Source organism: Algimonas arctica, assembly GCF_014652695.1.
Lineage (GTDB): Bacteria > Pseudomonadota > Alphaproteobacteria > Caulobacterales > Maricaulaceae > Litorimonas > Litorimonas arctica.
Genome location: NZ_BMZH01000005.1, coordinates 1 through 22,499 on the forward strand (window position 1 = coordinate 1; position 22,499 = coordinate 22,499).

Annotated in this window: 24 protein-coding genes, 1 tRNA gene and 2 pseudogenes; 13 read left to right on the top strand and 14 right to left on the bottom strand. The window is 52.3% G+C overall.

Going from position 1 to position 22,499, the window contains the following annotated elements:
* Positions 1 to 380 precede the first annotated feature (380 nt).
* From IE105_RS07075 to IE105_RS07095, 6 genes are all read right to left on the bottom strand, one after another.
* Positions 381 to 602, bottom strand: a complete 222-nt coding sequence (locus IE105_RS07075) for a hypothetical protein (protein ID WP_189496884.1) — start codon at positions 600 to 602, stop codon at positions 381 to 383.
* A 147-nt stretch (positions 603 to 749) separates the two neighbouring features.
* Positions 750 to 884: a hypothetical protein gene (locus IE105_RS15515; RefSeq protein WP_267904664.1), complete on the bottom strand. Its 135-nt coding sequence runs from the start codon at positions 882 to 884 to the stop codon at positions 750 to 752.
* A 369-nt stretch (positions 885 to 1,253) separates the two neighbouring features.
* Positions 1,254 to 1,454, bottom strand: a complete 201-nt coding sequence (locus IE105_RS07080) for a hypothetical protein (RefSeq protein ID WP_189496886.1) — start codon at positions 1,452 to 1,454, stop codon at positions 1,254 to 1,256.
* Between the two features lie 173 nt (positions 1,455 to 1,627).
* The gene (locus tag IE105_RS07085) at positions 1,628 to 2,044 is read right to left on the bottom strand and encodes a DUF6691 family protein (protein ID WP_189496888.1); all 417 of its coding nucleotides are present in this window, start codon (positions 2,042 to 2,044) and stop codon (positions 1,628 to 1,630) included.
* Position 2,045: 1 nt separating this feature from the next.
* Positions 2,046 to 2,471 carry a YeeE/YedE family protein gene (locus IE105_RS07090; protein ID WP_189496890.1) on the bottom strand — a complete coding sequence of 142 codons (426 nt, stop codon included), beginning with the start codon at positions 2,469 to 2,471 and terminating at the stop codon, positions 2,046 to 2,048.
* Between the two features lie 68 nt (positions 2,472 to 2,539).
* On the bottom strand, positions 2,540 to 3,169 hold the full coding sequence (locus IE105_RS07095) for a peroxiredoxin (protein WP_189496892.1): 630 nt from the start codon (positions 3,167 to 3,169) through the stop codon (positions 2,540 to 2,542).
* A gap of 156 nt (positions 3,170 to 3,325) precedes the next feature.
* On the opposite strand from IE105_RS07095, the gene IE105_RS07100 reads away from it, so the two are divergent.
* The 6 genes and pseudogenes from IE105_RS07100 to IE105_RS15570 all read left to right on the top strand — a co-directional run.
* A complete protein-coding gene (locus IE105_RS07100) occupies positions 3,326 to 4,018 on the top strand; it encodes a peroxiredoxin (RefSeq protein ID WP_189496894.1) in 693 nt (230 codons plus the stop codon).
* Positions 4,018 to 4,473: an ArsR/SmtB family transcription factor gene (locus IE105_RS07105; RefSeq protein WP_189496896.1), complete on the top strand. Its 456-nt coding sequence runs from the start codon at positions 4,018 to 4,020 to the stop codon at positions 4,471 to 4,473. Before IE105_RS07100 ends, IE105_RS07105 begins: the two co-directional genes overlap by 1 nt.
* 2 nt (positions 4,474 to 4,475) lie before the next feature.
* Positions 4,476 to 5,345 (top strand): MBL fold metallo-hydrolase, encoded by an 870-nt coding sequence (locus tag IE105_RS07110; RefSeq protein WP_189496898.1) that lies wholly within the window; start codon positions 4,476 to 4,478, stop codon positions 5,343 to 5,345.
* An 8-nt stretch (positions 5,346 to 5,353) separates the two neighbouring features.
* Positions 5,354 to 7,054, top strand: a complete 1,701-nt coding sequence (locus IE105_RS07115) for a bifunctional protein tyrosine phosphatase family protein/NAD(P)/FAD-dependent oxidoreductase (RefSeq protein WP_189496899.1) — start codon at positions 5,354 to 5,356, stop codon at positions 7,052 to 7,054.
* Between the two features lie 37 nt (positions 7,055 to 7,091).
* Positions 7,092 to 8,837 carry a SulP family inorganic anion transporter gene (locus IE105_RS07120; protein WP_189496911.1) on the top strand — a complete coding sequence of 582 codons (1,746 nt, stop codon included), beginning with the start codon at positions 7,092 to 7,094 and terminating at the stop codon, positions 8,835 to 8,837.
* Between the two features lie 106 nt (positions 8,838 to 8,943).
* Positions 8,944 to 9,051: pseudogene (locus IE105_RS15570) on the top strand (cytochrome ubiquinol oxidase subunit I); the annotation flags it as partial.
* 113 nt (positions 9,052 to 9,164) lie between these two features.
* Here IE105_RS15570 and IE105_RS07130 read toward each other — a convergent pair.
* Positions 9,165 to 9,746, bottom strand: a pseudogene (locus IE105_RS07130) (TonB-dependent receptor domain-containing protein); the annotation flags it as partial.
* Positions 9,747 to 9,842: 96 nt separating this feature from the next.
* Between IE105_RS07130 and IE105_RS15520 the strand changes: the two are divergent.
* Entirely contained in the window at positions 9,843 to 10,118 is a 276-nt protein-coding gene (locus IE105_RS15520; protein ID WP_189496913.1) for a recombinase family protein, read from the top strand.
* Between the two features lie 257 nt (positions 10,119 to 10,375).
* Here IE105_RS15520 and IE105_RS07140 read toward each other — a convergent pair.
* Positions 10,376 to 10,466 (bottom strand) — tRNA-Ser (locus IE105_RS07140).
* 243 nt (positions 10,467 to 10,709) lie between these two features.
* On the opposite strand from IE105_RS07140, the gene IE105_RS07145 reads away from it, so the two are divergent.
* Genes IE105_RS07145 through IE105_RS07165 form a run of 5 tightly spaced genes read left to right on the top strand, consistent with a single transcriptional unit; the run spans position 10,710 to position 16,330 of the window.
* Positions 10,710 to 12,284, top strand: a complete 1,575-nt coding sequence (locus tag IE105_RS07145; protein ID WP_189496921.1) for an exopolysaccharide biosynthesis polyprenyl glycosylphosphotransferase — start codon at positions 10,710 to 10,712, stop codon at positions 12,282 to 12,284.
* Entirely contained in the window at positions 12,281 to 13,768 is a 1,488-nt protein-coding gene (locus IE105_RS07150; protein WP_189496923.1) for a lipopolysaccharide biosynthesis protein, read from the top strand. The genes IE105_RS07145 and IE105_RS07150 overlap by 4 nt, the downstream gene beginning before the upstream one ends.
* Positions 13,765 to 14,658 carry a glycosyltransferase family 2 protein gene (locus IE105_RS07155; RefSeq protein WP_189496925.1) on the top strand — a complete coding sequence of 298 codons (894 nt, stop codon included), beginning with the start codon at positions 13,765 to 13,767 and terminating at the stop codon, positions 14,656 to 14,658. Before IE105_RS07150 ends, IE105_RS07155 begins: the two co-directional genes overlap by 4 nt.
* Positions 14,655 to 15,407, top strand: coding sequence for a polysaccharide deacetylase family protein (locus tag IE105_RS07160; protein ID WP_189496928.1), 753 nt, complete (start codon positions 14,655 to 14,657; stop codon positions 15,405 to 15,407). The genes IE105_RS07155 and IE105_RS07160 overlap by 4 nt, the downstream gene beginning before the upstream one ends.
* Complete coding sequence (locus tag IE105_RS07165) at positions 15,404 to 16,330, top strand: glycosyltransferase family 2 protein (protein ID WP_189496930.1); 927 nt, start codon at positions 15,404 to 15,406, stop codon at positions 16,328 to 16,330. Before IE105_RS07160 ends, IE105_RS07165 begins: the two co-directional genes overlap by 4 nt.
* A gap of 26 nt (positions 16,331 to 16,356) precedes the next feature.
* Here IE105_RS07165 and IE105_RS07170 read toward each other — a convergent pair whose 3' ends face one another.
* The gene (locus IE105_RS07170; RefSeq protein WP_189496932.1) at positions 16,357 to 18,228 is read right to left on the bottom strand and encodes a GumC family protein; all 1,872 of its coding nucleotides are present in this window, start codon (positions 18,226 to 18,228) and stop codon (positions 16,357 to 16,359) included.
* Between the two features lie 128 nt (positions 18,229 to 18,356).
* Here IE105_RS07170 and IE105_RS07175 point away from each other — a divergent pair, with 128 nt between their 5' ends.
* The gene (locus IE105_RS07175) at positions 18,357 to 19,229 is read left to right on the top strand and encodes a polysaccharide biosynthesis/export family protein (protein WP_189496934.1); all 873 of its coding nucleotides are present in this window, start codon (positions 18,357 to 18,359) and stop codon (positions 19,227 to 19,229) included.
* A 133-nt stretch (positions 19,230 to 19,362) separates the two neighbouring features.
* Here IE105_RS07175 and IE105_RS07180 read toward each other — a convergent pair whose 3' ends face one another.
* The 5 genes from IE105_RS07180 to gatB all read right to left on the bottom strand — a co-directional run bounded on the left by IE105_RS07180 (position 19,363) and on the right by gatB (position 22,499).
* Positions 19,363 to 19,653 (bottom strand): hypothetical protein, encoded by a 291-nt coding sequence (locus IE105_RS07180; RefSeq protein WP_189496936.1) that lies wholly within the window; start codon positions 19,651 to 19,653, stop codon positions 19,363 to 19,365.
* 287 nt (positions 19,654 to 19,940) lie between these two features.
* Positions 19,941 to 20,630, bottom strand: a complete 690-nt coding sequence (locus tag IE105_RS07185; RefSeq protein WP_189496938.1) for a nitroreductase — start codon at positions 20,628 to 20,630, stop codon at positions 19,941 to 19,943.
* On the bottom strand, positions 20,627 to 20,803 hold the full coding sequence (locus IE105_RS07190; protein WP_189496940.1) for a hypothetical protein: 177 nt from the start codon (positions 20,801 to 20,803) through the stop codon (positions 20,627 to 20,629). Before IE105_RS07190 ends, IE105_RS07185 begins: the two co-directional genes overlap by 4 nt.
* The gene (locus IE105_RS07195; protein ID WP_189496942.1) at positions 20,800 to 21,024 is read right to left on the bottom strand and encodes a hypothetical protein; all 225 of its coding nucleotides are present in this window, start codon (positions 21,022 to 21,024) and stop codon (positions 20,800 to 20,802) included. Before IE105_RS07195 ends, IE105_RS07190 begins: the two co-directional genes overlap by 4 nt.
* Positions 21,021 to 22,499: an Asp-tRNA(Asn)/Glu-tRNA(Gln) amidotransferase subunit GatB gene (gene gatB, locus IE105_RS07200; RefSeq protein WP_189496943.1), complete on the bottom strand. Its 1,479-nt coding sequence runs from the start codon at positions 22,497 to 22,499 to the stop codon at positions 21,021 to 21,023. The genes IE105_RS07195 and gatB overlap by 4 nt, the downstream gene beginning before the upstream one ends.

The following is a 22,499-nucleotide window of genomic DNA, read 5'->3' on the forward strand; positions in this document are numbered from 1 at the left end:
ACGTTGTTTTAGTCTGTCTCATGCTTCACTCCATAAGGATGGAGGTGAGCAAAGTCTCTCTTAGCCCAGGCTCAAATCTGTGCCATGAGCGCTGACGTCAGACACAGATATTTGGTGATAATGTTGGCGAGGATGGCAAGGGCTAGCAAGCAGAACATGGCCAAGGCCAGTGCCAGATGAGGGGCCAACTCTGCGGTCAGTGAGATTTTTTCAAAGAAGTCGGTGAAATATGAGATTATGAAAAACTTTGAGTCCGCGTTCACCCGTTAGACGGGGGACAGATTAGTCGTTTACTTAGGTCTATATTGTTGTTCTGTCTGCACTATTCACCATTTGAATCTGTTGACTAGCCGGCGGTCGTTTTCGGCAAAAAGGCTTTCTTAGCCAGCGTCGAACATAGACGCCCATTTCCCTTCCGTCACGAGGTCAATAACGACATCCACACTAGTTGAGGATTTGAGTATTTCGGCTTCAATACCGATGGCAAGGCGTTTGGCGTTAGTGACCTCAACCACATCCTGAGCCAAAGCCTTCACTGGAAGGCTGATGAAATGCAGACATATTACCGCTGAAATAGGGGCCTGAGTTTGGGTGGAAATCATACCGCCAACTCACAACAATCTGGACTGCTGATAGACGCCTCTCATCAACTGTTCAGCTTAGAAGGACAAATCCTTCGCTCCGTCATGCGTGTAGTAAGCGGCAATGTCTGACGGCGTTGCAACTCCCACATTTTCCAGAAGTGCCTCCTAACCAAAGTCCCGGTTCGGGAGATAAATGGCGCAAACATCCACGTTGATGCCGTTATCAACGAGTTTCGCAAGTAATTCAGCCGGACTCATATTCTTTGCCGCCAATGGTGTTTGCAAAATGGCTGGCGGCACTTTTAATGCCAATTCCCCACCTTGTCACAAAGCAATATCCGCACGGGATTCCCTTGGTCAGCCGCCGTTTTTGTTAAAATTAATGCCATGAACTGCGTCTCTGGCTCATGTCGTGTAATCACGGTCAATATGGGCGCAGCCACCTTAATCTCCTCAGCGTCAGTGTCTAAAGCGTTAGAGTTTTGCGAACACGCTGTAAGCGCCACTCCAAAAACGAGAGCGCCAATGACGGGCTTCAAGATACGCATAACGGTCTCCTTCAAATTATGGCTTTTCAGTCAGACAAATTTGGTAGGTGACGTGACAGGAGTGACAATGCATCAGCGCGGAACTGAGTTGATCGAGAATGGCGGCATCATCCGCCCCGCCCTATGTCATCGTATCAATTTTCATGAGCTCCAGCATCATCGCCGAACCCATTTGCCTAAATTCCGGCGGCAAGACGCCTTTCATTAAACCTTGACCTTGACCACGGCCCAAGCCGTCAGACACGGTGCATCGGATTAACTCAGGGTCACGCGATGCGACACCGTCGACGATCTCTTGCGTAAAGAGAAGGAACTGACTCATTTCCTCCAAGATATGCTGACGCTGCTCTGGTTTAAGCGAAATGCTAATTCGCTCATTTGGATCCGGGATCGATACCCCTTAGACTTTCGAGATATCCGACGCGGGTTCGGACGGTTAAAATCCAGCCAACTATATCGCTGTGAAAAGCACCGATATTGTAGGCTTTGTCAGCATTATGCTCTCGCTTTGATAAATCGATAGATGAAAACCGTTGCGATCATCGTCCCAACAAAAATATAGGCGTTCGGCCCAGCGAAGCTTGCGCTAGCAATAGCCGGTCCCGGGCAGAGTCCCGCCAAACCCCATCCGACTCCGAACAGCGCCGCGCCCCCGAGTAGCGGCGCATCGATATCTTTGCGGGTTGGCAACCGAAACCGGTCGTCAAACAAAGGTCCCCTACGCTTTAAGACGAGCTTGTACCCAAGAAATGTGACGATTAAAGCCCCACCCATTACAAACGCCAAGCTGGGGTCCCAGTTGCCCGTAACATCAAGAAAAGAAATAACCTTCTCAGGATTAACCATTTGGGACACGGTCAGACCGCCCCCAAACAACAAGCCTGCAATAAATGTTGAAATCGGGATCCGCATTTTACACGCCTCCTAAGCTACGCATGATAAAGACAGTCACGATTCCTGTCCCCATGAAGGTGAGCGTTGCGAGCAGAGACCGTATGGATAGCCGCGCATTACCGCAGACGCCGTGACCGCTCGTGCAGCCGTTTCCAAGTTGCGTGCCTATACCCACAAGCACCGCTGCGAGGACGAGCAAAGAACCGGTTGTTGGAAAATCTATTTCAAGAAAAGAGGCGTCAAAAAAGCCAACAATCAACGGCGCCAATAGAAGCCCCGCAAGAAACGTCCAACGCCATAATTTGTCACCTTTACCAGCATCAAGAGCGCCGCCGACGATACCGCTAATACCGGCAATCCGACCTGCGCTGGCCATCAGCCAAACGGCCGACAGCCCAATCATGGCGCCACCAATAGCGGCAGAAACAGGCGTGAAGTTTTCCATTTTATTTCCTAATATAGAAAATTCCCCTGGCAAAAAGATGCCAAGGGAGATCTGGCTAGAGGGGAAGGTTAGCCAATTGTTGTGAAGCGGAGATAAGGCCGGATCTCATCAAAGCCTTGCGGGAATTTCTTGGCCGCATCTTCGTTAGATACGGACGGCGGAATGATCACCTTATCGCCAACATTCCAATCCGCAGGTGTCGCGATTCCGTTCTTGTCGCCCGCCTGTAAGGCATCAATAACGCGAAGAATTTCATCAAAATTACGACCAACATTCATCGGGTAAGTCATCGTTAGACGTATTTTTTTGTTTGGATCGATAATGAAAACTGACCGAACAGCCGCGGTATCGCTCTCGTTAGGGTGAATCATATCAAAGAGCTGAGCAATTTTCGTGTCCGCATCGGCAACGATCGGAAATGTTAAAGTGGTGTTTTGCGTATCGTTGACGTCCTCAATCCACGCCAGATGCTCTTTCACGCCATCCGTTGAAAGTCCGAGCGGCTTGGTGTTTCGCTTGTCGAACTCCCCCGCGAGTTGAGCTGTGCGGCCCATTTCCGTTGTGCAGACAGGCGTAAAGTCGGCCGGATGAGAAAAGAAGAAGCACCAGCTATCGCCGATCCAATCATGGAAGTCGATTTTCCCTTTTGTCGTTTCAACGCTAAAGTTTGGGGCGATATCGCCAATACGTAAGCCCATAACAATGTTCCTTTATCCAAGAGGGATTGCGTTTCGAGAGAAAGCTAAGCTTAGAATCCGATCATGTCAATATACACTTCAGTAAACTTTATTGTTGATTTTGTATATTGATACTCATATGAGAACTCTTGTTAAAATCAAGCGCTGGAGAACATCGTGACGCCCCCTAACAACACTACCTCTAACGATGGTTGCACCTCCAATGCGAATGCGGGCCCTAAGCTCGAAGAGACCGCCCCGTTATTTACCGCGCGCACAACACTCGGTACGCGCTCGCTTGAAGATTATCGCGGCCAGTGGGTGATCCTGTTCTCACATCCGGCAGATTTTACGCCCGTTTGCACATCTGAATTCATCGCCTTTCAAAAATCTCTGCCTGACTTTGAGGCTATAAATTGTGCACTGATTGGATTGTCGGTTGATAGTATTTACTCCCACATCGCTTGGCTTGAGAGCATCGAAACAAAGTTTGACGTTAAGGTCACATTCCCAGTGATTGAAGACGTATCGATGGCCATCTCAACCGCTTACGGAATGATCCATGAGAGCTCGTCAAGTACAGCTACGGTCAGATCTGTTTTCGTCATAGATCCCAACGGCGTTTTAAAAGCCCTCACCCACCACCCTCTTACTGTCGGCCGCTCTGTGAATGAGCTTTTACGCTTATTGAAAGGGCTGCAGCTTTCCGAACGGAAAAACGTCTCGATCCCTGCAGAATGGTTGCCAGGAGGAGAGGTTTTACACAATGCACCGTGCCTCTTTAACGAAGACTTTGGCTCTAACGATGGTCAGGCTTGGTATTACCGCAAAGCCACCAACGACATGGGTCAAGCCGATGAGGCAACGTAATGGCCTTCAATCAAGATATGATCGAAAACGCCTCTCACACGGCGGCGCAGCTGAAACTAATTTCAAACCCCAATCGCCTCATGATTGTGTGCCGCCTTTTGTACAATGAAATGTCCGTAGGCGATATTGAGGAAGAACTGCAAATACGGCAACCGACGCTCTCGCGTGAACTCGGTCATCTTCGCGAAGCCGGAGTTATCTCGCCGCGGCGACAGTCTAAAGTCGTATTCTATTCGCTCACAAGCGCGCCTATGCGCAATCTGATTGAAGCTGTTTGCGAGTCAAAATCTGGCGGTTCACGCCGACACCAAACTGTTGGCACAGCGTCCGTCGCTAAGAGAGACAGTAAAGCTATCGCCTTCAACCCACGGCCAAAATTTACAAAATCCCGTCCGCCCTCTCCTGAGGAGATCGGTTACAGCGAATTCGCATCTACAAAAAAACAAGGAGTTTAGTCATGGTCCATAAACCAGATGTTATTTCGTTTTTTGACGAGTCTACGAATACAGTGACTTATATTGTCTCTGATCCCGAAACCAAGGCATGCGCAATCATTGATTCTGTATTGGATTACAACGCGAATTCAGGCCGCACATCCACAAAATCTGCTGACGCCGTCATAACGTTCATTGAAAATGGCGGTTTGAAAACACAATGGATTTTAGAGACCCATGCCCATGCTGACCATTTTTCTGCAGCGGCCTATTTGCAGGAGACGTTAGGCGGGACGATTGCGATCGGCGCTCATATCCCTGACATTCAAAAGGTCTTCGGCGGACTGTTTAATGAAGATGCGCAGTTCAAACGCGACGGCAGTCAATTTGGAAAATTGTTCGTGGATGGCGAGCGTTTCAAAATTGGCAATTTAGAGGCTGACGTCATTTATGTACCGGGCCATACCCCGGCCTGCATCGCTTATCACATTGGTGACTCCGTCTTTGTCGGAGACACCCTCTTTATGCCGGACTACGGATCCGCGCGCTGTGATTTTCCAGGGGGCGATGCTGGTACGCTCTATGACTCAGTCCATAAGCTATATGAGCTTCCAGACGATACACGGATGTATCTTTGCCATGACTATAAAGCAAAAGGCCGTGATCATTATAAATGGGAAACGACAGTAGGCGAGCAAAAAGCAAACAATATCCATCTGAACACTGGCGTTAGTCGAGAGGAATTTATTCAAATGAGAACAGCGCGCGACAAGACACTCGACATGCCAAAATTGATTTTGCCGTCCATTCAAATCAATATGCGAGCGGGAGAGTTACCCGAGCCAGAAGAGAACGGGACGCGTTATCTCAAAATTCCACTTAACGCCGTTTAGACCTTGTCATGAAAACGAAACAACTCACAGACTCGCTCTCTGTCGCTGAACAAATCAAGCTCAGCGACTTAAAGGCGCTTGCCCAAGCCGGCTTCAAGACGGTTATTAACAACCGCCCCGATGGGGAAGTTCCGCGCCAACCGCGTAGCGTTACGCTTGAGAAGCGTGCGGCTGAGTTGGGGTTATCTTATCGGTTTATCCCCGTAACGCCGGGCGCAATGAGCACAGATGATATTGCGGACTTCAAAGCCGCGCTTACTGATGCTCCTGCGCCCGCTATCGCGTTTTGCCGTACTGGGACGCGCTCCACAACGCTGTGGGCCCACGCGGTCGTTGATGTGCTGCCAGTAGACGCGATCATAAGCACGGCCGCCAAGGCAGGCTATGATTTGTCGACGTCGAAAACAAAATTGGAAAGAATGGCCGACGAAATGGCGTCAAGTCACAGGGAAACACTAAAGTATACCGTTCTCGTTGTCGGAGGTGGATCAGCAGGTATAGCAACGGCGTCAAGCCTCCTAAAAAGGCGCCCGAATTTGGATGTCGCAGTCATTGAACCCAACTGGGTCCATTATTACCAACCCGGCTGGACAATGGTCGGCGGCGGCATATTTGATGCAAAATCAACAGAACGGAGAATGCGGGATCTCATACCTCGCCAAGCCAAGTGGATTAAAGGCGCCGTCGCCAAGTTTCATCCCGACACCAATAGTGTCGAATTAGAGGATGGCAGCCTTGTTCAATATGACATGCTGGTCGCGGCTCCAGGCTTGCGACTTGATTTTCAAAAAATTGAAGGTTGCGAAGAGACGCTGGGAAAAAATGGCGTCACATCGAATTATCGTTATGATCTGGCCCCTTATACGTGGGAACTTGTCCAAGGACTTAAAAGCGGAACAGCGATCTTTAGCCAGCCCCCCATGCCAATTAAATGCGCGGGCGCCCCTCAAAAAGCCATGTATCTCTCTGCCGACCATTGGCTCCGCGAAAACGTCTTGAATAAGATCAACATCGAGTTTTGCACTGCAGGCGTCGTTATTTTTGGCATTAAAGAATATGTTCCCTCCCTGATGGAGTACGTAAAAAAATATGGCGCTAACTTGAATTTTGGCGAAAACCTCGTGAAAATCGATGGTCCAAATAAAACAGCCTGGTTTGAAAAAAGTGATGCCAACGGCCATAAAAGCTTGGTCGAGCGTAAGTTTGACATGCTCCATATCAGCCCACCCCAATCAGCCCCGGATTTTGTCAAGAGAAGTCCTCTCGCCAATGAAGCGGGCTGGATTGATGTTGACCCAGAAACCCTCCGACATACGCGATACTCAAACATATACGCGCTGGGAGATGCGTGCTCTGCGCCTAATGCAAAAACCATGGCGGCCGCACGCAAACAAGCGCCCATCGTGGCGACCAATGTTCTGGCAAAGCTGGACGGTATTAATAAGCGCGCGGTTTATGATGGGTATGGTTCTTGCCCTCTCACCGTGGAACGTGGAAAAATTGTATTGGCGGAATTTGGCTATGGTGGAAAACTCATCCCGTCCTTTCCCAAATGGATTATTGACGGCACAAAGCCCTCTCGTCTGTCTTGGCTCTTGAAAGAACGTATCCTACCGCCCCTTTATTGGAAGGGCATGCTGAAGGGTAAGGAATGGCTTGTGAAACCACATCCGAATGACCGAGACGAAATTACGGATGTCGTTAAATAAGAAATGAGAGTTTGCACTCTATTATGAAAAAGCAAAAATGACGTTCAAGCTTTCTAAATATTTTCCGATCCTCGATTGGGGGCGCCACTACCGCGGAGACACGTTTGTCAATGACGGCATTGCTGCTGTCATTGTCACCATCATGTTGATCCCGCAGTCTTTGGCCTATGCCCTGCTAGCAGGATTGCCGCCGCAGGTGGGTTTATACGCGAGTATATTACCTCTTGTTGCCTATGCCATTTTTGGCACAAGTCGCACACTTGCGGTCGGGCCCGTTGCGGTCATCTCACTCATGACGGCTGTGGCTGCTGGCAAGTTAGCCGCTCAAGGGTCACCCGAATATCTGGCTGTCGCCATACTGCTCGCGCTTATTTCTGGCATTATGCTCACAGTCATGGGTCTTTTCAGACTTGGTTTTATCGCCAATTTTTTGAGCCACCCCGTTATTTCGGGATTCATCACAGCCTCTGGGATCCTGATAGCTGTAAGTCAGCTAAAGCACATTCTTGGCGTAAACGCCTCGGGGCATAATATTTTAGAGATGGGCCAGGCGCTGATTTCCAAATTAGCTGAAACAAACATGCCGACACTGGCGATTGGCGTCATATCCACCTTATTTCTCTTTTGGGTTCGCAAAGGCTTCAAGCCCCTTTTGATGAAACTCGGTTTACCCGAACGCTTGGCCGGTATTGGGACGAAAGTCGGCCCTGTTATTGCGGTTGTCGTATCAATTCTTGCCGTGTTCTCTTTGGGACTTGCCGATGAGGGCGTAAAAATTGTCGGCGATATTCCTAAAGGCCTTCCTCCCTTGACCGTCCCAGAATTTGATCTGGGGCTGTGGCGTAGCCTATTAGCGTCCTCTCTGATCATTGCGATCATTGGCTTCGTAGAAAGCATCTCCGTCGCGCAAACGCTGGCGTCAAAGCGGCGTCAGAGGATCGATCCTGACCAAGAACTTATCGGGCTCGGCACCGCCAATATAGCAGGCGCCTTCTCAGGGGGTTACCCTGTCACGGGTGGTTTTGCGCGCTCGGCGGTTAATTTTGATGCGGGTGCCGAAACCCCTGCCGCGGGCGCTTTCACCGCCATCGGCATCGCGCTCGCCACTTTATTTCTTACGCCCCTTCTGTATTTTCTTCCAATTGCGACGTTGGCTGCCACGATCATTGTTGCCGTATTGTCGCTTGTTGATATTAAATCCATTAAGCAGGCATGGGCTTATTCCAAATCTGACTTCGCCGCGATGATGGTAACCATTGTTCTGACCCTGACGTTAGGCGTTGAAGTAGGCGTTATGTCGGGCGTTGCGATCTCTATCGCAATCTATCTATTCCGCTCATCACGGCCGCATTTTGCGATCGTTGGGCAAGTGCCCGATACGGATCATTTTCGAAATATTGAGCGCCACAAGGTTCAAACAAACCCGAGGCTTGTGACCGTGCGGATCGATGAGTCACTCTATTTTGCGAATGCGCGCTTCATGGAAGATGCGATCTATGATCTGGCGTTAGACAAGCCAGAGCTGGAGCATGTGATCCTCATGTGTTCGGCCGTCAATGACATCGATCTAAGCGCTTTAGAAAGCTTAGAAGCCATCAATGAACGCCTTAAAACCGTGAATATAAAATTCCATCTGTCTGAAGTTAAAGGGCCCGTGATGGACAAACTTAAGCGTTCACACTTGTTACAAGACCTGACAGGTGAAGTTTTCCTGTCCCAAATTGATGCCATTCGGCAAACCATTGGAAATTCTCACGGCGTGGAGTTGGAGTATCACCTCTAACTCTTGCCTTGCTGATGGGTCTCACCCTTTCCCAAAATGTTTACGTGGAAACTATGACATGGACCCTGCTGTCAGCGAACACGCAATTAACCTCGCAAGAGCGTAATTTGCTTTTACAGTTTCCTTTCATATAATCTTTCCGGCCTTCTCCATCGGTCTTGCCATTGAGCTGATGGTGCAGGAAGGTTTATGGCTAAAAACTGGAAATGATACACAAGGCTCACACTGACCTGGATTCCCTTTGGCTCGTCTAGAAAGATCAATCAGGTAGGGAGTGATACCTCTTAGGTTAAAATGGCTCGGAGAAATCCGCGCCATTTTTTTGAATTACTTCACAACACTCAAGCGTGAAAATAGGCCCCGGCCCGAACTGGGTATACGCTCGCCGACAGGAATACCGCCAAATCCATTACGATTATATCCAGACAGATGATCCTGATAAACCTCATCAAATACGTTCTCTACACCGGCGGATAGCGTTACATTATCTTTGACCTGCCAATCGCCATATAAGCTTAGCAGCGCGTAACCGCCTGTTGTCGCCTCGCTATCTGTCGCAGAAACTTTACTTTGCTTTACCACCGCACGACCTTCTACTGTGACGGACCAAATGGACGCTTCAAATGTCAAACCGACTGTCACGTTCGGCGGGGCAATACGGTAAAGGTTATCGTCAATGTCGCGGCGCGTTCCTCGAACATAATTCGCGACGCCATCAATACGAAGCGGGCCGTCAAAATCATATCCCACGTCCATATCATCCCCGATAAGGCGGGAATCAACATTGTCCCACCGCAGTGGCGTCGGATCTCCGTTCATATCGGCAATCATCTCAACCGGACTGTTAATGACGCCGATACTATCGTCAAAAGCGATGCTTTGGATAAAATCGTCGATGGACCGGATGTAGGCCGTGGGTCTAAAATAGGCTTGCTTACTCGCATAATCCTAGACATGCGAACTCGACAGAAATAGCTGCAAGCAGATTAACAGTCTCGCACAGAAATGTGCCGTGTTTCTTGTCACACGGTCGAACATTGGTGGCCGTATAAAGAGTTAGGTTTCGGCCCGCATCGTTTTTATTGTCGCAGTTTGTCCGACATCCGCTTAGAGCGGCCCGTGCAGAGGGCACTCCCAGCAGATATTAAAGCCGTCAAAGTCGACATCATTGTCGTCTATAAGCTTGATCGCCATACACGCTCAGTAACGGACGTCAGAAATTTGGTCGAAGTCTTTGATGCGCATTATGTCTCATTCGTCTCTTACGATATCATGGTGTGAGCAGCGTCAGCAGCTCGGCTTCGCCCGATAAACGGCTCACCACCCATACGACATCTCTGAAGCATGAATGCAGCATCGACCCTTTGCGAAAGCGGAGCTCGAAAACGCACGGTAGAGATAGGTCGAAAAAATGCGTCGCCAATAGGCCTCTGAGAGACAGCCTGACACACAGTTCGACGGGCACCTCGCCCTAATCCACTGATATTGCGGTATATATAGCCACTTTCCCCCAAGGGGGAGTTTACTCAGAAGGGTAGTGGCGGAGACGAAGGGATTCGAACCCTCGATGGGCTTATGACCCATACTCCCTTAGCAGGGGAGCGCCTTCGACCACTCGGCCACGTCTCCGTCGGCGCGTCTAACGATGCGGGCGCAAGCCTGCAAGCGTTTGTCGTGCTTTCCTTGCAGTCAAATGCAGGTGCGGCATTGAAGACGTTAGTGTGTGATTAACCGTGAGTTTTCGCGGAACGGTCGAACCCGGCACAATCAACCCGTTCGAGCCTCTGCATTGCATCACTAACTTTTTATCACACGTTTACCGGATGTTTGCCCGTGACCTGTATCGGAAGCGCAACAAAGTTGGTGGGATGAATGTCGAATAGTCAAAAAATGGACCGAATTGAAACACCGGACCCAGCGCGCAAGGCTTATATTCGTCGCGACGATGAACGCCGCGTCGCGAGACCGGGTGATGACGACCCCGTACAAGGGGTCGACAGACGACGCACGCGCCCTGACATTGACACGCTGCCCGTTCCATCCGCGCAACTGAATATGAACGCGGTTCGATTTGGGCTGCAAGCCATCGATATGGTGGCCGTTTTGGCCATTATCGCATTCGGTGTGTGGCAAGGCTATGTCGGCACGAACGAACAAACCATCGTCGCCCCGATCGCGGCGGCGATGCTGGGCTCAGGCATATTCATTTTCATGATGATGTTCGGCCGCGCCTATCTATTCAAACCGACTGAAAAAACGAAGACCCACCTCAAAACTGTCCTTGTGGCCGGACTGGCCGCGCTCGGCGTCTGGTTGGCCACGGCCTTGATCTTGCGACCTGATAGCTTTCTCCCTGACACTTTAGCCCGATCCGGCTTAGCGGCACTGGCTGCGCTCTTTGTTCTGCACATGATCTATACGCATCAGCTCCAACGGCTTCATGTCAAAGGACGGCTTGCCCCGACAGTTGTCATGCTGGGCGCCACAGAGAGCGCCCGTCGTATCATTGAAGAAAACGCCAAGACAAAAGAACTCAATATTGTGGCAATTTTCGATGAACGATTGGCACGCGCCCCGTTGGACATTCACGGCGTTCCCGTGGTTGGTAAAATTGGCGACCTAATACAATGGGAAGGCCTGCCTTACGTCAACCGGATCGTCGTCACTTTGCCGAGCGCGGCAGCCGCCCGTAAAAAGGACTTCATCGAAAAGGTTCGCCTGCTTCCCAACCGGATCGCCTATGTGTCAGATGCGTTCGAAAATCTTGATCACGTCAAACAGCGCCTGTCCGAAATCGCAGAAGTGTCGATGAATGATGTAACGGGGAGCCCAAAGTCCGGCATGCATACGGCGCTAAAGCGATTGACCGACATTTTAATTGGGTCTGTCGCCTTGGCTTTACTCGCTGTTCCACTCCTCATCGTGGCGCTCATCATCAAGCTCGATAGTCCAGGCCCCATTATTTTCCGTCAGCCCCGTCACGGCTTTAACAACCGCGTCTTTAACGTGTTGAAGTTCAGGACCATGCGCACGGATCAATGTGATGTGAAAGCGGAGCGTCAAACCGAAGCCGATGATCCGCGCATCACGCGCATTGGTCGTTTCATTCGCAAGACATCGATTGATGAGTTGCCGCAGCTCTTAAACGTGATCCGGGGCGAAATGAGCCTCGTCGGGCCCCGTCCCCACGCGGTCGGGATGAAGACATCTGGGCGTGATAGTATGGAACTTGTCGAAGAATATGCCCATCGCCACAAGGTAAAGCCGGGCATGACCGGCTGGGCACAAATCAACGGCTCCCGCGGACCCTTACATTCTGGCGGTGATGTCCAACGCCGCGTTCAACTCGATGTGGAATATATTGAACGCGCCAACGTGTTTTGGGACTTGGTTATCATGGCGAAGACAATCCCCGTCATGCTGAGCGACCGAAATACGATCCGATGAAGCTTGCCCAAAATTCCTTAGGTCGGACACTCCTCGCCTACCTGCCGGTCAATTTGGCCAATGTGGTGGTTAGCTTCGGGCTGATCGTGGTGCTGACGCGCCTGCTCAGCCCTGAGGAGTTTGGCCGTTACGCCATTGCGATGATTACGTTGCAATTTGTGCATATGGGCGCGTTTACATGGCTCGAAGCGGCGATGGCGCGCTTTCAAGCCCGCGCCGAGAAAGATGCTGATGTCGCCTCGCACTTACGGACACTTTATGTGCTTGCCGCAGGTTTAGGGGCGCTTCTCGTCGCGCTGTTCTTGGCCATTATTTACGTATTGCCACTGTCTCGCGAACTCCAGACTGTGCTCGCCTTCGCGATCGGGTCCGCCGGTTTGCAAGTCCTGTTCAACCTCGGGATGGAAGCCCATCGGGCCGCGCATCGCGTTATCCGGTACAGCCTGACCTATTCGAGTCAGACTTTATTGTCCTTCACCATCGGGATTGCTTTGGTTGTATTGACACCGTTACGCGAAAGCGGACCGTTTCTGGGAATCATTTTGGGCCTGCTCGTTGTCTTAATGTTTGATTTGCCCTCAATGTTACGCCGTCAAAAAGGGGGCCAGTTTGAGACCGCCCGGACAAAGCGATATGCCGCCTATGGCTTACCGATCTGTATGAGTTTGCTCCTCGGCTATACGCTCAATTCGTCGGACGTTTACATCATCGCCGCCGTTATGGGCGAAGCCTCTGCGGGGCAATATAATGCGGGCTACAATCTCGCCAACCGCTCGCTTGAAATCCTCTTCGTCTGGATTTCGATGGCCATGACTCCGGCCGCTGTAACCGCGTTTGAAAAGACAGGGACGAAAGCCTCTCAAGAGATTATGCGAAACTACGGCGCGAGCTTGTTGTTTCTCGCCATGCCGGCCGCTGTCGGCATTGCCTTAGTGTCAAAGGATGCCGGATTTATTTTAGGCGAAAGTGTTCGTGATCAAGCCGTCATCGTCATGCCGTTCATCGCCTTCGCGGGCCTCATCAATGGGATCGTGACCTATTATGTCCAACGCGCGTTTATGCTGTCTGGTCAGACAAAAGACATTGTTTGGCTTATGGTTCCGCCCGTTGCGTTGAATATTGCGCTCAACATCATTCTGATCCCAAAATTTGGTTTGATGGGCGCGGTTGCCTCAACCATCGTCGGGTATCTCATGGCGCTTGTCCTGTCAGTGTTGATGGCAAGACGCCATTATCCCCTGCCCTTACCGATCCGGGCGGCCGCTGAAATTGCATTTGCTTGCGGCGTCATGGCCATCGCCGTCAGTGCCTTACCGCTGGATCAGTTTGATCCGGGCTTCCTAACCCTCACCATCAAAGGATCCGTCGGGGCGCTCACCTATGTCTTAACCTGCTACATCATTAATGCCGCAGAGTGCCGGACGATGATCGGGGAGGCGCTTTCGCGTCTACGTCGCCGCCCTGTGATTGAGGCCACTAAATGACGCCGCGCCTCTCCATTCTGATCCCGTTTTACCGCGACGACCCGTCGGTCTTGCTCCGGTCTCTCGACGTGCAGTCCATTGACCCTAAAGCCGTGGAAATTCGCATTATGGATGACGGAACGGACGATCCGGCCTTAACCGCCACCGCGCAAGCGACTGTTGATGCCATGTCTCTTCCGACAAGCTTAGTGACGGCACCAGACAATCGTGGCCGCTCCGCCACCCGTAATGCGCTACAAGAGGCTGCAAAGGCCGACTGGGTTCTGTTTCTCGACGCAGATATGCGCCTCGACCACAGAGACTTCCTATCGCGTTATCTTGATCGAATTGACGCCGATGATTGCGACATTGTCTTTGGCGGGTTTGACGTCGAAAACTCATCAACAGATTGGGACACGGATCTCCACCGCCTATTGTCGCATAGCTCTGACTGTCTGAGCGCGGAACAACGCGCCCTTAATGGCGCACAGAACGTCGCCTCGTCCAATTTGTGTGTTCGCAAATCCGTTTTAAATGCGGAGCCGTTTGACGCGGGTTTTCAAGGCTGGGGCTGGGAAGATAGTGAATGGGCCGCGCGTGTCTCTGCTACTCACCGCCTTCGCCATATTGATAATCCCGCCGTTCATCTTGGCCTCGAAACTACGGAAACTCTGCTGTCTCGGTTTGCCAGTTCCGGCCCAAACTATCGTCGCTTTGTACATGCGCATCCGGCGCTGGCAGAAACTTTGCCGCTCTTCCGGGTTGTGTCGCGCCTCAAACATGTGCCCGGCCATCGCCTTGCGCGCCTGCCGCTTCGGACCCTCGTGCGGATGCGGACCATGCCCACACGGTTTCGGGTCATCGCGCTCAAGCTCTGGCGGGCGTCTTACTATGCGGAGGCAATGAAATGAACGCCGCAGCCTATCAGCCCAGAACCGACCTCGTCGCAAAAGTCAGACGCCGCATGGCCCGCCATGTTGATCGACAGATGATCCGTCCGCAACTCGAACGGGGCTTGATAAGCCTGTCTTTTGATGACTGCCCTCGGTCTGTCATGGACAACGCCCTGCCTCTTATCGAAGCGCGGGGCTGGCAGGCCACCATCTATGCCGCGATGGGACTGTGCGGCATAACAAACCATCTGGGTCTTCATATGTCAGAGCAAGACATTGTTGCGGCGCACGCCGCCGGTCATGAGATCGGAGACCACACGTTTACACATATTGATGGCCTGAAAGCCGGACCCGACACTGTCTTGAGTGATATTGCGCGCAACCGCGCGGCCTTCCAATCGCTGGGTTTGCCGCGCGCAGAAACCTTCGCCTACCCTTACGGTGAAGTGACTCCGCTGCTCAAACGCAGCCTTAAGGGTGAGTTCGGCTTATCGCGCGGGATCCATAATCCCGGTAGCAGCGCACTGGACCTTGGCTTAGCCGCCTCTGCGCGGCTCTATTCCAAACATATCGAGACAACATTAGCCCTGATCAAAACGGCCGCACGGGAAAAACGGTGGCTGATCCTGTTCGGTCATGATGTACGCGACAACCCCTCTGAGTTTGGCTGCACCCCGGCAGAATTGTTCAGAGTGATCGACACGATCGCCTATCTTGGATTGGACGTCCTGACCGTGCGCGACGCGGTGAAAAAGGTGACAGCATGACCCCACCTTTAGTGAGCATTGTTATTCCGACCTTCAAGCGACCAGACAGTCTGGCGCGGCTATTGCGGAGCATCATCACTGATATCTCTGGGCGCACTGACACGGTCATCATTGTCGCCGATAATGATGTCTCGCGGAGCGCCGAACATACCGTCCAAGCCCTATCCGACGCCCATTCAATCCCTATTGACTACACGGTTGCCCCTGAGCCGGGTGTGTCCAATGCGCGCAATGCGGGCATGGCCCGTGTTCAATCTCGCTATGTTTTGTTTTTGGATGACGATATGGAAGTCGTCCCGCCCTATCTCGATACCGTTTTAAAAACATCAAAGACCTTGGGCACCGCCCTCACCTTTGCTCCGGCTGTCGCCGCCTTGCCCCCCGGTAGCGAGTCGTTCGAGCAGTGGTTATCGCCCCTGTTCTCGCGCGTTTTCGAAGGGAACACGCGCGTCGTTGAGGAGACATTGGGGACGGGTGGATGCCTCGTTGATCTTCAGAATATCGCTCTGCCGTCTCCCGTTTTCGACCCCGCGCTCAACGAAGTTGGCGGTGAAGATGATACATTCTTTGCTGAGGTTATCGCCCAAGGCGGAACTGTGGGATGGTGCGCGGATACAACAGCCTGGGAACATGTTCCGCCACACCGCGCTACATTGGATTATCTCTGGCGTCGTCACTTCGCTTTCGGCCAAACGCCAACCCGCCAAGCAGCTGATCGCGGCGTCAAAGGCTGGCTGAGCATTGTAAAGTGGACGATCATCGGCGCGTTACAAGCGCTCGTTCACGGCGGGCTTTACGGGGTCCAGACGCTATTGCGCCGTCCCTCCCGCATTGAACATCTCGGACGGCTAGCCCAAGGGCTTGGTAAAATATTTTGGTGGGACGGACTTAGCCCCCGCCTTTATGGTCGCCACGCGCGATAACGCGCTGTCGCCGTAACACTTAAGGCCTACTGATAGGGGTTCTTGGGTGCGCATTGGCGGGCTCCATGCTGCCCCATAGGGCTTTGTCCCATCGCGTGCGGGAGCGGCGCCGGATAAGTGCCGTCCGCTGTCGGTAAATAGCGTTGCTCAGCCTGCGCCCAATCTTGCTGTGGTTCTGGATCATACTGATTATACTCAGTCTCTTCTGCCGAAGACGGAACATATTCTTGCGGATGATGCCCAACGGGCGCGGCATAATGCTGCGACTGGACCCCTTCTGGGATTGGGTCATGATAGACTTGTGGCATTTGCGGCATTTGCGGCTGTCTACGATCGGCCTCATAAGCCCCCGGCATGGCCGCTGGCACAGCATAAAGGCGCGGATCAATAAAGACGCGGAATAGGGCCAACATGAACAGCGTAAAGCCCCACGCGGCCGACGCGCCAACAAAGGCCAGCATGCGCATATTGCGGCCCTTCACCGGATAACTTGCGGGGGCAATTACACGAACATTCTCAGAGGAGGATGCCGCTTGTTGCTGATTAATCAGCGCTTCTTGTTCCTTATTCAAATAAGTTTTCAACCGCGTGGTCAACGTCTCCCGTTCGCGCAGAATATCGCTGTAACCGGGTACGAGCGCCGTCATCCGACGGAGTTTCCCATCAACCGAATTAAGCTGTTGTTGCACAAGAATTTCGCTTTCGCGCAGACTATCTGCGGAGGCTTGCGCGGTATTTCGCGATCGCATTAAATCTTGGTAGACAGGGTTGGGACCAACGCGACGACCACCTGTCGCGCGACCATTATTGGATTGCTGCAAAGATTGTAATTCTTGAATTTCCAACTGCTTCTGACGCACGGGGTCAGAACTCGGCAGATATTTTGCCAGCAATTGTTTTAGTTCCAACTCGGCTTGCGCAATACGGTTAGACGCCCGGTCATCGACATACAGGTTGATGACGTCAGGTGTCTGACGAAGCTGATCCTCGATACTCGCCAGTGACTGTTCCGCCGCGACAGTCTGGGCGCGAAGCGCGTTGAGGCTGGCCCGTAAATCTTCGGTCCGCTTGCTCGCACCTTTATGCTCAGAATCAAAATCAGAAATTTGGTTTCCCGCCAGAAAAGACGCCATACGCCGCTCATTGGCATTCAACTGAGCTTCCGTGTCTTTACGACGCTCCGTAATAATATCGCTCGCGCCATCGACAAAAATTGTCCGGCGATAAGACATATAGGCATCCATCAAGGCGTTTAACGTCGAAACCGCCATTTGCGGGTCTTCATGCTTGAAGCTCATATCAATGATGGAGGATTTCGGACGCGCCGCGACATAAAAGCTGTCATTCATCTTCTTCCGAAGTTCCATATAGTCGAGCTGATAGGCGGTCGATCCTTCAGGATGACGCGCCATTTTCGCTGCGATGCGGGCGTCAAAGGCCGATAGCCCGCCCGGCCGTAAGGCGATTTCGCCAATCACGCGGTCAATCACTTCTGAATTCTTGATCAAAGCGACTTCATTGAGCGTAATCGTATCTGGCGTTTGCAACAGGCTCGATTGAGCTTGGGTGCCCGCGATCGGTTGATAGACATATTCATCACCGATCTGAACCATGATCGTGCCTTCGCCCGTATAGGTGCGCTTGAAGTCGGCGGTCAAAATCCAGGCCACGAAGCAGCCGACGGCAAATAATGGAATCACCCATAAAAGCTGGCGCATAAGCGAGCCGAACATAGCCCCAAGCCGGATATTGGGTACACCATTAGCGTAGTCACCGACAGTCAGGTCTGCGGCTCTGGGTTGTGGGGCATAGCCATAGGCAGACGGCGCATAGGCCGTGGGTTGAGGCGTCGCCGCCCCTTTCCCATCCTTGCGACCTTTGCCTTTAAACATGAGCATCCTGCCAGCCTTCACCACACGCAGTCGATTCGATGCGTTGTATGGTTAATGACGTGGGAGATTTAACAATTCCTTATCCATTCTTGTTAAGAAACAGGGTCAGCAGAAAACGCTTCATCGGAACGGCTATGGCCTCTCACACACCCCATAAGACAAAGGTATCGCTTTTGGCCCTGACGGCTTCGGCTGTGCTGGTGCTTGGTAACGCAACAGATGCGTCCGCGCAGTCACGCTATGGTGGCGCGCAAACCGTACCCACCAATAATGGGGCGACGTCCGCAGGCCGTTATAACACGCATCCGAGCACGGCCGGAGTCCGGTATAGACAGAACGATGCCATGCAACCGTCTTTCCCGGCAGGTGTCTTTCAGCAGTGGATCGATTGGGAACCGCAATATCAACTCGTCCCCGGTGATCAGCTCGAAATTGTCGTGAGTTCAGCCCCTGAACTATCCCGCACCCTTACCGTCGGTCCGGACGGGCGCATTGTCATGCCGATGAGCCAACCCGTCATGGCGGCTGGCAAGACGTTTACGCAAATTCAGGCGTTAGTGAGCGCCGAACTCGGTCAACAACTTCGCGACCCACGAGTCTCTGTGACTCCCCGCGCCTACGCGCCAGAACAAATTTATGTGGGGGGTCAAGTTGGCCAGCCGGGGACTTACACGATCAACAACCGGATTGGTGCGCTCGAAGCGATTTTAATGGCGGGAGGAACCAATTCATCCGCGAAAGCTCGCGAAGTGGCGATCCTGCGTCGCGCGCCCAATGGCGGCATGATGATGCGGAGCGTCAACATACGCGGCGGTCTAAAAAATATTGCCGATTATAACGACACAATTCAGTTGCGCCGTGGGGATATCGTATTTGTGCCCGCCACAACCCTCGCCGAGGTCGGTCAATTCGTCCAAAACGTTCGCACGGCCATGCCGGTTGACTTTAATCTGAGCTATCAGTTCGGCGCCAATGGCGGAAACGGAACGACCATCATCACGCCATAGCGTTCGTTGAACTGAACATATCTCAGTCGAGATTAAACTCGATCAGTCACCAACAGCCCGCCATCGCTGGCAGACATCGTCTCATGCATCACGCGAATGCGCAGCGCCCCTAAAGCATAAGGGCAAGAGCCGATTAGGCCGCTAGGTTATCGCGATTTTCAGAGAGCCAACCGCGGGCCGCTTTTTGCGCCAAGGTCAGATCTTCCGACGTCATTTCGAATTTAATTTCGTCGCAATACGCTTTTGCTGGCGCCGAACCCATCATTGCCGCGAGGCTGAACCATTTGTGGGCTTCCACATAGTCTGGTCCGCGATCTTCGACGTCAGTCGAGTAGATCAAACCGAGCTTAAACAAATCATCCTTGGTCGCTGCGTCAATCACGGCGTCCGTCGCTTCGTTCACTTCCATAATCGTATAGGCCATTTTGCCCTCCAGATTTCCATTCACCAATCATTTGGATCGGATCAGTGGGGCGTCTGTGTTGTCCAGACGTCCCCGATGAAGGAACATTTGCCGAGCGAGGCTAACAAGCGGTAAACAACAATAGCGTTAATACGCCTTTATGCTTGTTAATTAGGGCTTATATTAGCTTACAGCGTGTTAAAACGTGGTGTAAATGAACTATACATAGACGTATACTTATAGAAACACTTGTCCATCTCAAGTATGCTAGTTCATCTTTCGGTGACGAAAAACTTTGTTTTTTTTGATTATGAGTAGAATTTTGCCACATCTGACAGCTCTGCGCGGTCAGAATAAAGCGAATTGACCGGCGCATCGGGGTTTGCATACCCCATCGCCAGACCGACCATGACTTGCTGCCCTTCGGCAATATCAAGCGTTTCATGACAGACGGACGGCCAATTTCGCCACCAGCCCTGCGGCGCGGTATGCAGCCCATGTTCGCGCGCCAGCAGCATCATTGACTGTAAGAGAATGCCGATATCCATGTGCTGGGGCATTTCTAACCGTGCGTCCCCGGTAATGATCATCCCAATAGGCGCACCAAAGAAACGGGCGTTTTCGGCAAACCAACGCAAACGGCCGATTTTATCCTCACGCGGGATTCCGAGGCGCGCATACATGTCCTCACCCAATTTATAACGCCATGTCCGGTGCGGTTCCCACAGCGGCGAGGGATAGGCGCGAAACGTCGGCTCTTCTTGATCGCCGCGTAATGTGCGTTCCATCGCCACCGCGTTAAACCGGGCGAGCGTATCGCCTTGCATAACGTGGATGTTCCAAGGCTGAAGGTTCCCGCCGGATGGGCTCCGCAGGGCTGTCGTTAAAATCGTCGTCAAGGTCGCTTCAGGCACAGGCGTATCGAGGAAATCGCGCACCGTAAGACGCGACAAAATGGCGTCAGACACTTTAGGGGTCGGATCGGTCGTGAAACTCATTTGCGGAAGCGCTCCTGAATGAAAACAATGAATAGATAGTCGGCTAAGCCGAGCGCTATCCCTGCCCCAAGCGCTTGCCAGAGCGGAAACCCTTTCGAATTCATCACAAATGCGAGCCCGCTGCCGATGATGAGCGCACCAAATGCGGGACCTTCACGGAAAGGGAGTTTCATCCGATGTTATCAGAGTCAGTCGACGTCTTACGAGCCAGTAAGGCCGCCAAAACCATGTAGTCTGCGCCCGCCACAGCGATTGCGATCAATCCCGCGACAAACGGGGTTAGATCGAAATAGAGTCTCAAAATATAGAAAGCGACGATCAACATCAAAATCGGGCCAACGAATTTGATGAGGGTTAGCTTTCGCTTTTCTTCTGCGGAATAGACGCGCTTCACAGACCCAGCTTACTCCGTAGCAGATCATTCACCGCTTTCGGATTGGCCTTGCCTTGGCTTTTCTTCATTACTTGGCCCACGAAGAATCCAAGCAATTTCGGGTTCTGCTTCGCTTTTTCGACCTGATCCGGGTTCGCGGCGATGACTTCGTCCACGAAACCTTCAATCGCGCCCATATCGGTCACTTGCTTGAGACCGTCACGTTCAATGATTGTGTCGGCCGTGCCTTCGCCCGCGAGCATTTTCCCGAACACATCCTTGGCAATTTTGCCGGAGATCGTTTTGTCCGAAATCCGGTCAATCAAACCACCGAGTGCCTCTGCACTGATCGGACTATCCGCTAAACCCAGCTCAGCGTTGTTCAGCGCGCCGAACAGCTCGCCCATCATCCAGTTAGAGGCAATCTTGGCATCACGCCCAGCTGCCAGTGCTTCGAAATAATCGCCTGTCGCTTTGTCCGCTGTCAGCACGCCGGCATCATAGGCGGGCACGCCATATTGCTCAACGAAACGCGCTTTGCGGGCTTCGGGAAGCTCTGGAAGATCAGCTTTTATTTTAGCAATGAACTCGTCGGTCAATTCCAACGGCAACAGGTCTGGATCAGGGAAATAACGGTAATCATGCGCGTCTTCTTTGGACCGCATCGTCCGTGTCTCCCCTTTGACATTGTCAAAGAGCCGCGTTTCCTGATCAATCTCGCCGCCGGCTTCAAGGATTTCGATGTGGCGGCGGGCTTCATAATGGATCGCTTGGCGAATAAAGCGCAGAGAGTTCACATTTTTAATCTCACAGCGCGTGCCAAGCTCTCCGCCCGGACGGCGCACAGACACGTTCACATCGGCGCGTAGATTGCCTTTTTCCATATCGCCGTCACACGTGCCGAGCGCGCGCACGATCTGGCGCAGCGCATCGACATAGGCTGAGGCTTCGGCGGCCGAACGCATGTCCGGCTTGGACACAATTTCCATCAGGGCGACGCCAGAGCGGTTCAAATCGACATAGGTTTCGTCCGGCGACAAATCATGCACAGACTTGCCCGCATCCTGCTCCAGATGCAGCCGCTCAATCCCAACAATTACGGGCTCGCCGTCTTCCGGTGTAATCTCAATTTCGCCTTCGCCGACAACGGGGAATTCAAACTGGCTGATCTGATAGCCTTGCGGTAGATCGACGTAGAAATAATTTTTCCGGTCAAAGCGCGAGAATTTGTTGATCTGCGCATTCAGGCCCAAGCCCGTACGAACGGCCTGTTCGACACAGAACTCATTCACGACAGGCAACATGCCCGGCAGGCCTGCATCGACAAGCGCGACCTGCGTATTCGGCGCCGCGCCGAACTCTGTCGACGCACCAGAAAACAGCTTGGATTTCGACGCGATCTGCGCGTGAACTTCCAACCCAATGATCAATTCCCAATCACCCGTCTCACCAGATAACCAGTCTTTTTTGTCAGCAACTCTAGGGGCGATAAACAT

Bases quoted from the DNA above. Each gene is read 5' to 3' on its own strand.
- IE105_RS07075 (WP_189496884.1), bottom strand. From the start codon at position 602: ATGATTTCCACCCAAACTCAGGCCCCTATTTCAGCGGTAATATGTCTG.
- IE105_RS07080 (WP_189496886.1), bottom strand. From the start codon at position 1,454: ATGAGTCAGTTCCTTCTCTTTACGCAAGAGATCGTCGACGGTGTCGCA.
- IE105_RS07085 (WP_189496888.1), bottom strand. From the start codon at position 2,044: ATGCGGATCCCGATTTCAACATTTATTGCAGGCTTGTTGTTTGGGGGC.
- IE105_RS07090 (WP_189496890.1), bottom strand. From the start codon at position 2,471: ATGGAAAACTTCACGCCTGTTTCTGCCGCTATTGGTGGCGCCATGATT.
- IE105_RS07095 (WP_189496892.1), bottom strand. From the start codon at position 3,169: ATGGGCTTACGTATTGGCGATATCGCCCCAAACTTTAGCGTTGAAACG.
- IE105_RS07105 (WP_189496896.1), top strand. From the start codon at position 4,018: ATGGCCTTCAATCAAGATATGATCGAAAACGCCTCTCACACGGCGGCG.
- IE105_RS07110 (WP_189496898.1), top strand. From the start codon at position 4,476: ATGGTCCATAAACCAGATGTTATTTCGTTTTTTGACGAGTCTACGAAT.
- IE105_RS07115 (WP_189496899.1), top strand. From the start codon at position 5,354: ATGAAAACGAAACAACTCACAGACTCGCTCTCTGTCGCTGAACAAATC.
- IE105_RS07120 (WP_189496911.1), top strand. From the start codon at position 7,092: ATGACGTTCAAGCTTTCTAAATATTTTCCGATCCTCGATTGGGGGCGC.
- IE105_RS15520 (WP_189496913.1), top strand. From the start codon at position 9,843: ATGTGCCGTGTTTCTTGTCACACGGTCGAACATTGGTGGCCGTATAAA.
- IE105_RS07145 (WP_189496921.1), top strand. From the start codon at position 10,710: ATGTCGAATAGTCAAAAAATGGACCGAATTGAAACACCGGACCCAGCG.
- IE105_RS07150 (WP_189496923.1), top strand. From the start codon at position 12,281: ATGAAGCTTGCCCAAAATTCCTTAGGTCGGACACTCCTCGCCTACCTG.
- IE105_RS07155 (WP_189496925.1), top strand. From the start codon at position 13,765: ATGACGCCGCGCCTCTCCATTCTGATCCCGTTTTACCGCGACGACCCG.
- IE105_RS07160 (WP_189496928.1), top strand. From the start codon at position 14,655: ATGAACGCCGCAGCCTATCAGCCCAGAACCGACCTCGTCGCAAAAGTC.
- IE105_RS07165 (WP_189496930.1), top strand. From the start codon at position 15,404: ATGACCCCACCTTTAGTGAGCATTGTTATTCCGACCTTCAAGCGACCA.
- IE105_RS07170 (WP_189496932.1), bottom strand. From the start codon at position 18,228: ATGCTCATGTTTAAAGGCAAAGGTCGCAAGGATGGGAAAGGGGCGGCG.
- IE105_RS07175 (WP_189496934.1), top strand. From the start codon at position 18,357: ATGGCCTCTCACACACCCCATAAGACAAAGGTATCGCTTTTGGCCCTG.
- IE105_RS07180 (WP_189496936.1), bottom strand. From the start codon at position 19,653: ATGGCCTATACGATTATGGAAGTGAACGAAGCGACGGACGCCGTGATT.
- IE105_RS07185 (WP_189496938.1), bottom strand. From the start codon at position 20,630: ATGAGTTTCACGACCGATCCGACCCCTAAAGTGTCTGACGCCATTTTG.
- IE105_RS07190 (WP_189496940.1), bottom strand. From the start codon at position 20,803: ATGAAACTCCCTTTCCGTGAAGGTCCCGCATTTGGTGCGCTCATCATC.
- gatB (WP_189496943.1), bottom strand. From the start codon at position 22,499: ATGTTTATCGCCCCTAGAGTTGCTGACAAAAAAGACTGGTTATCTGGT.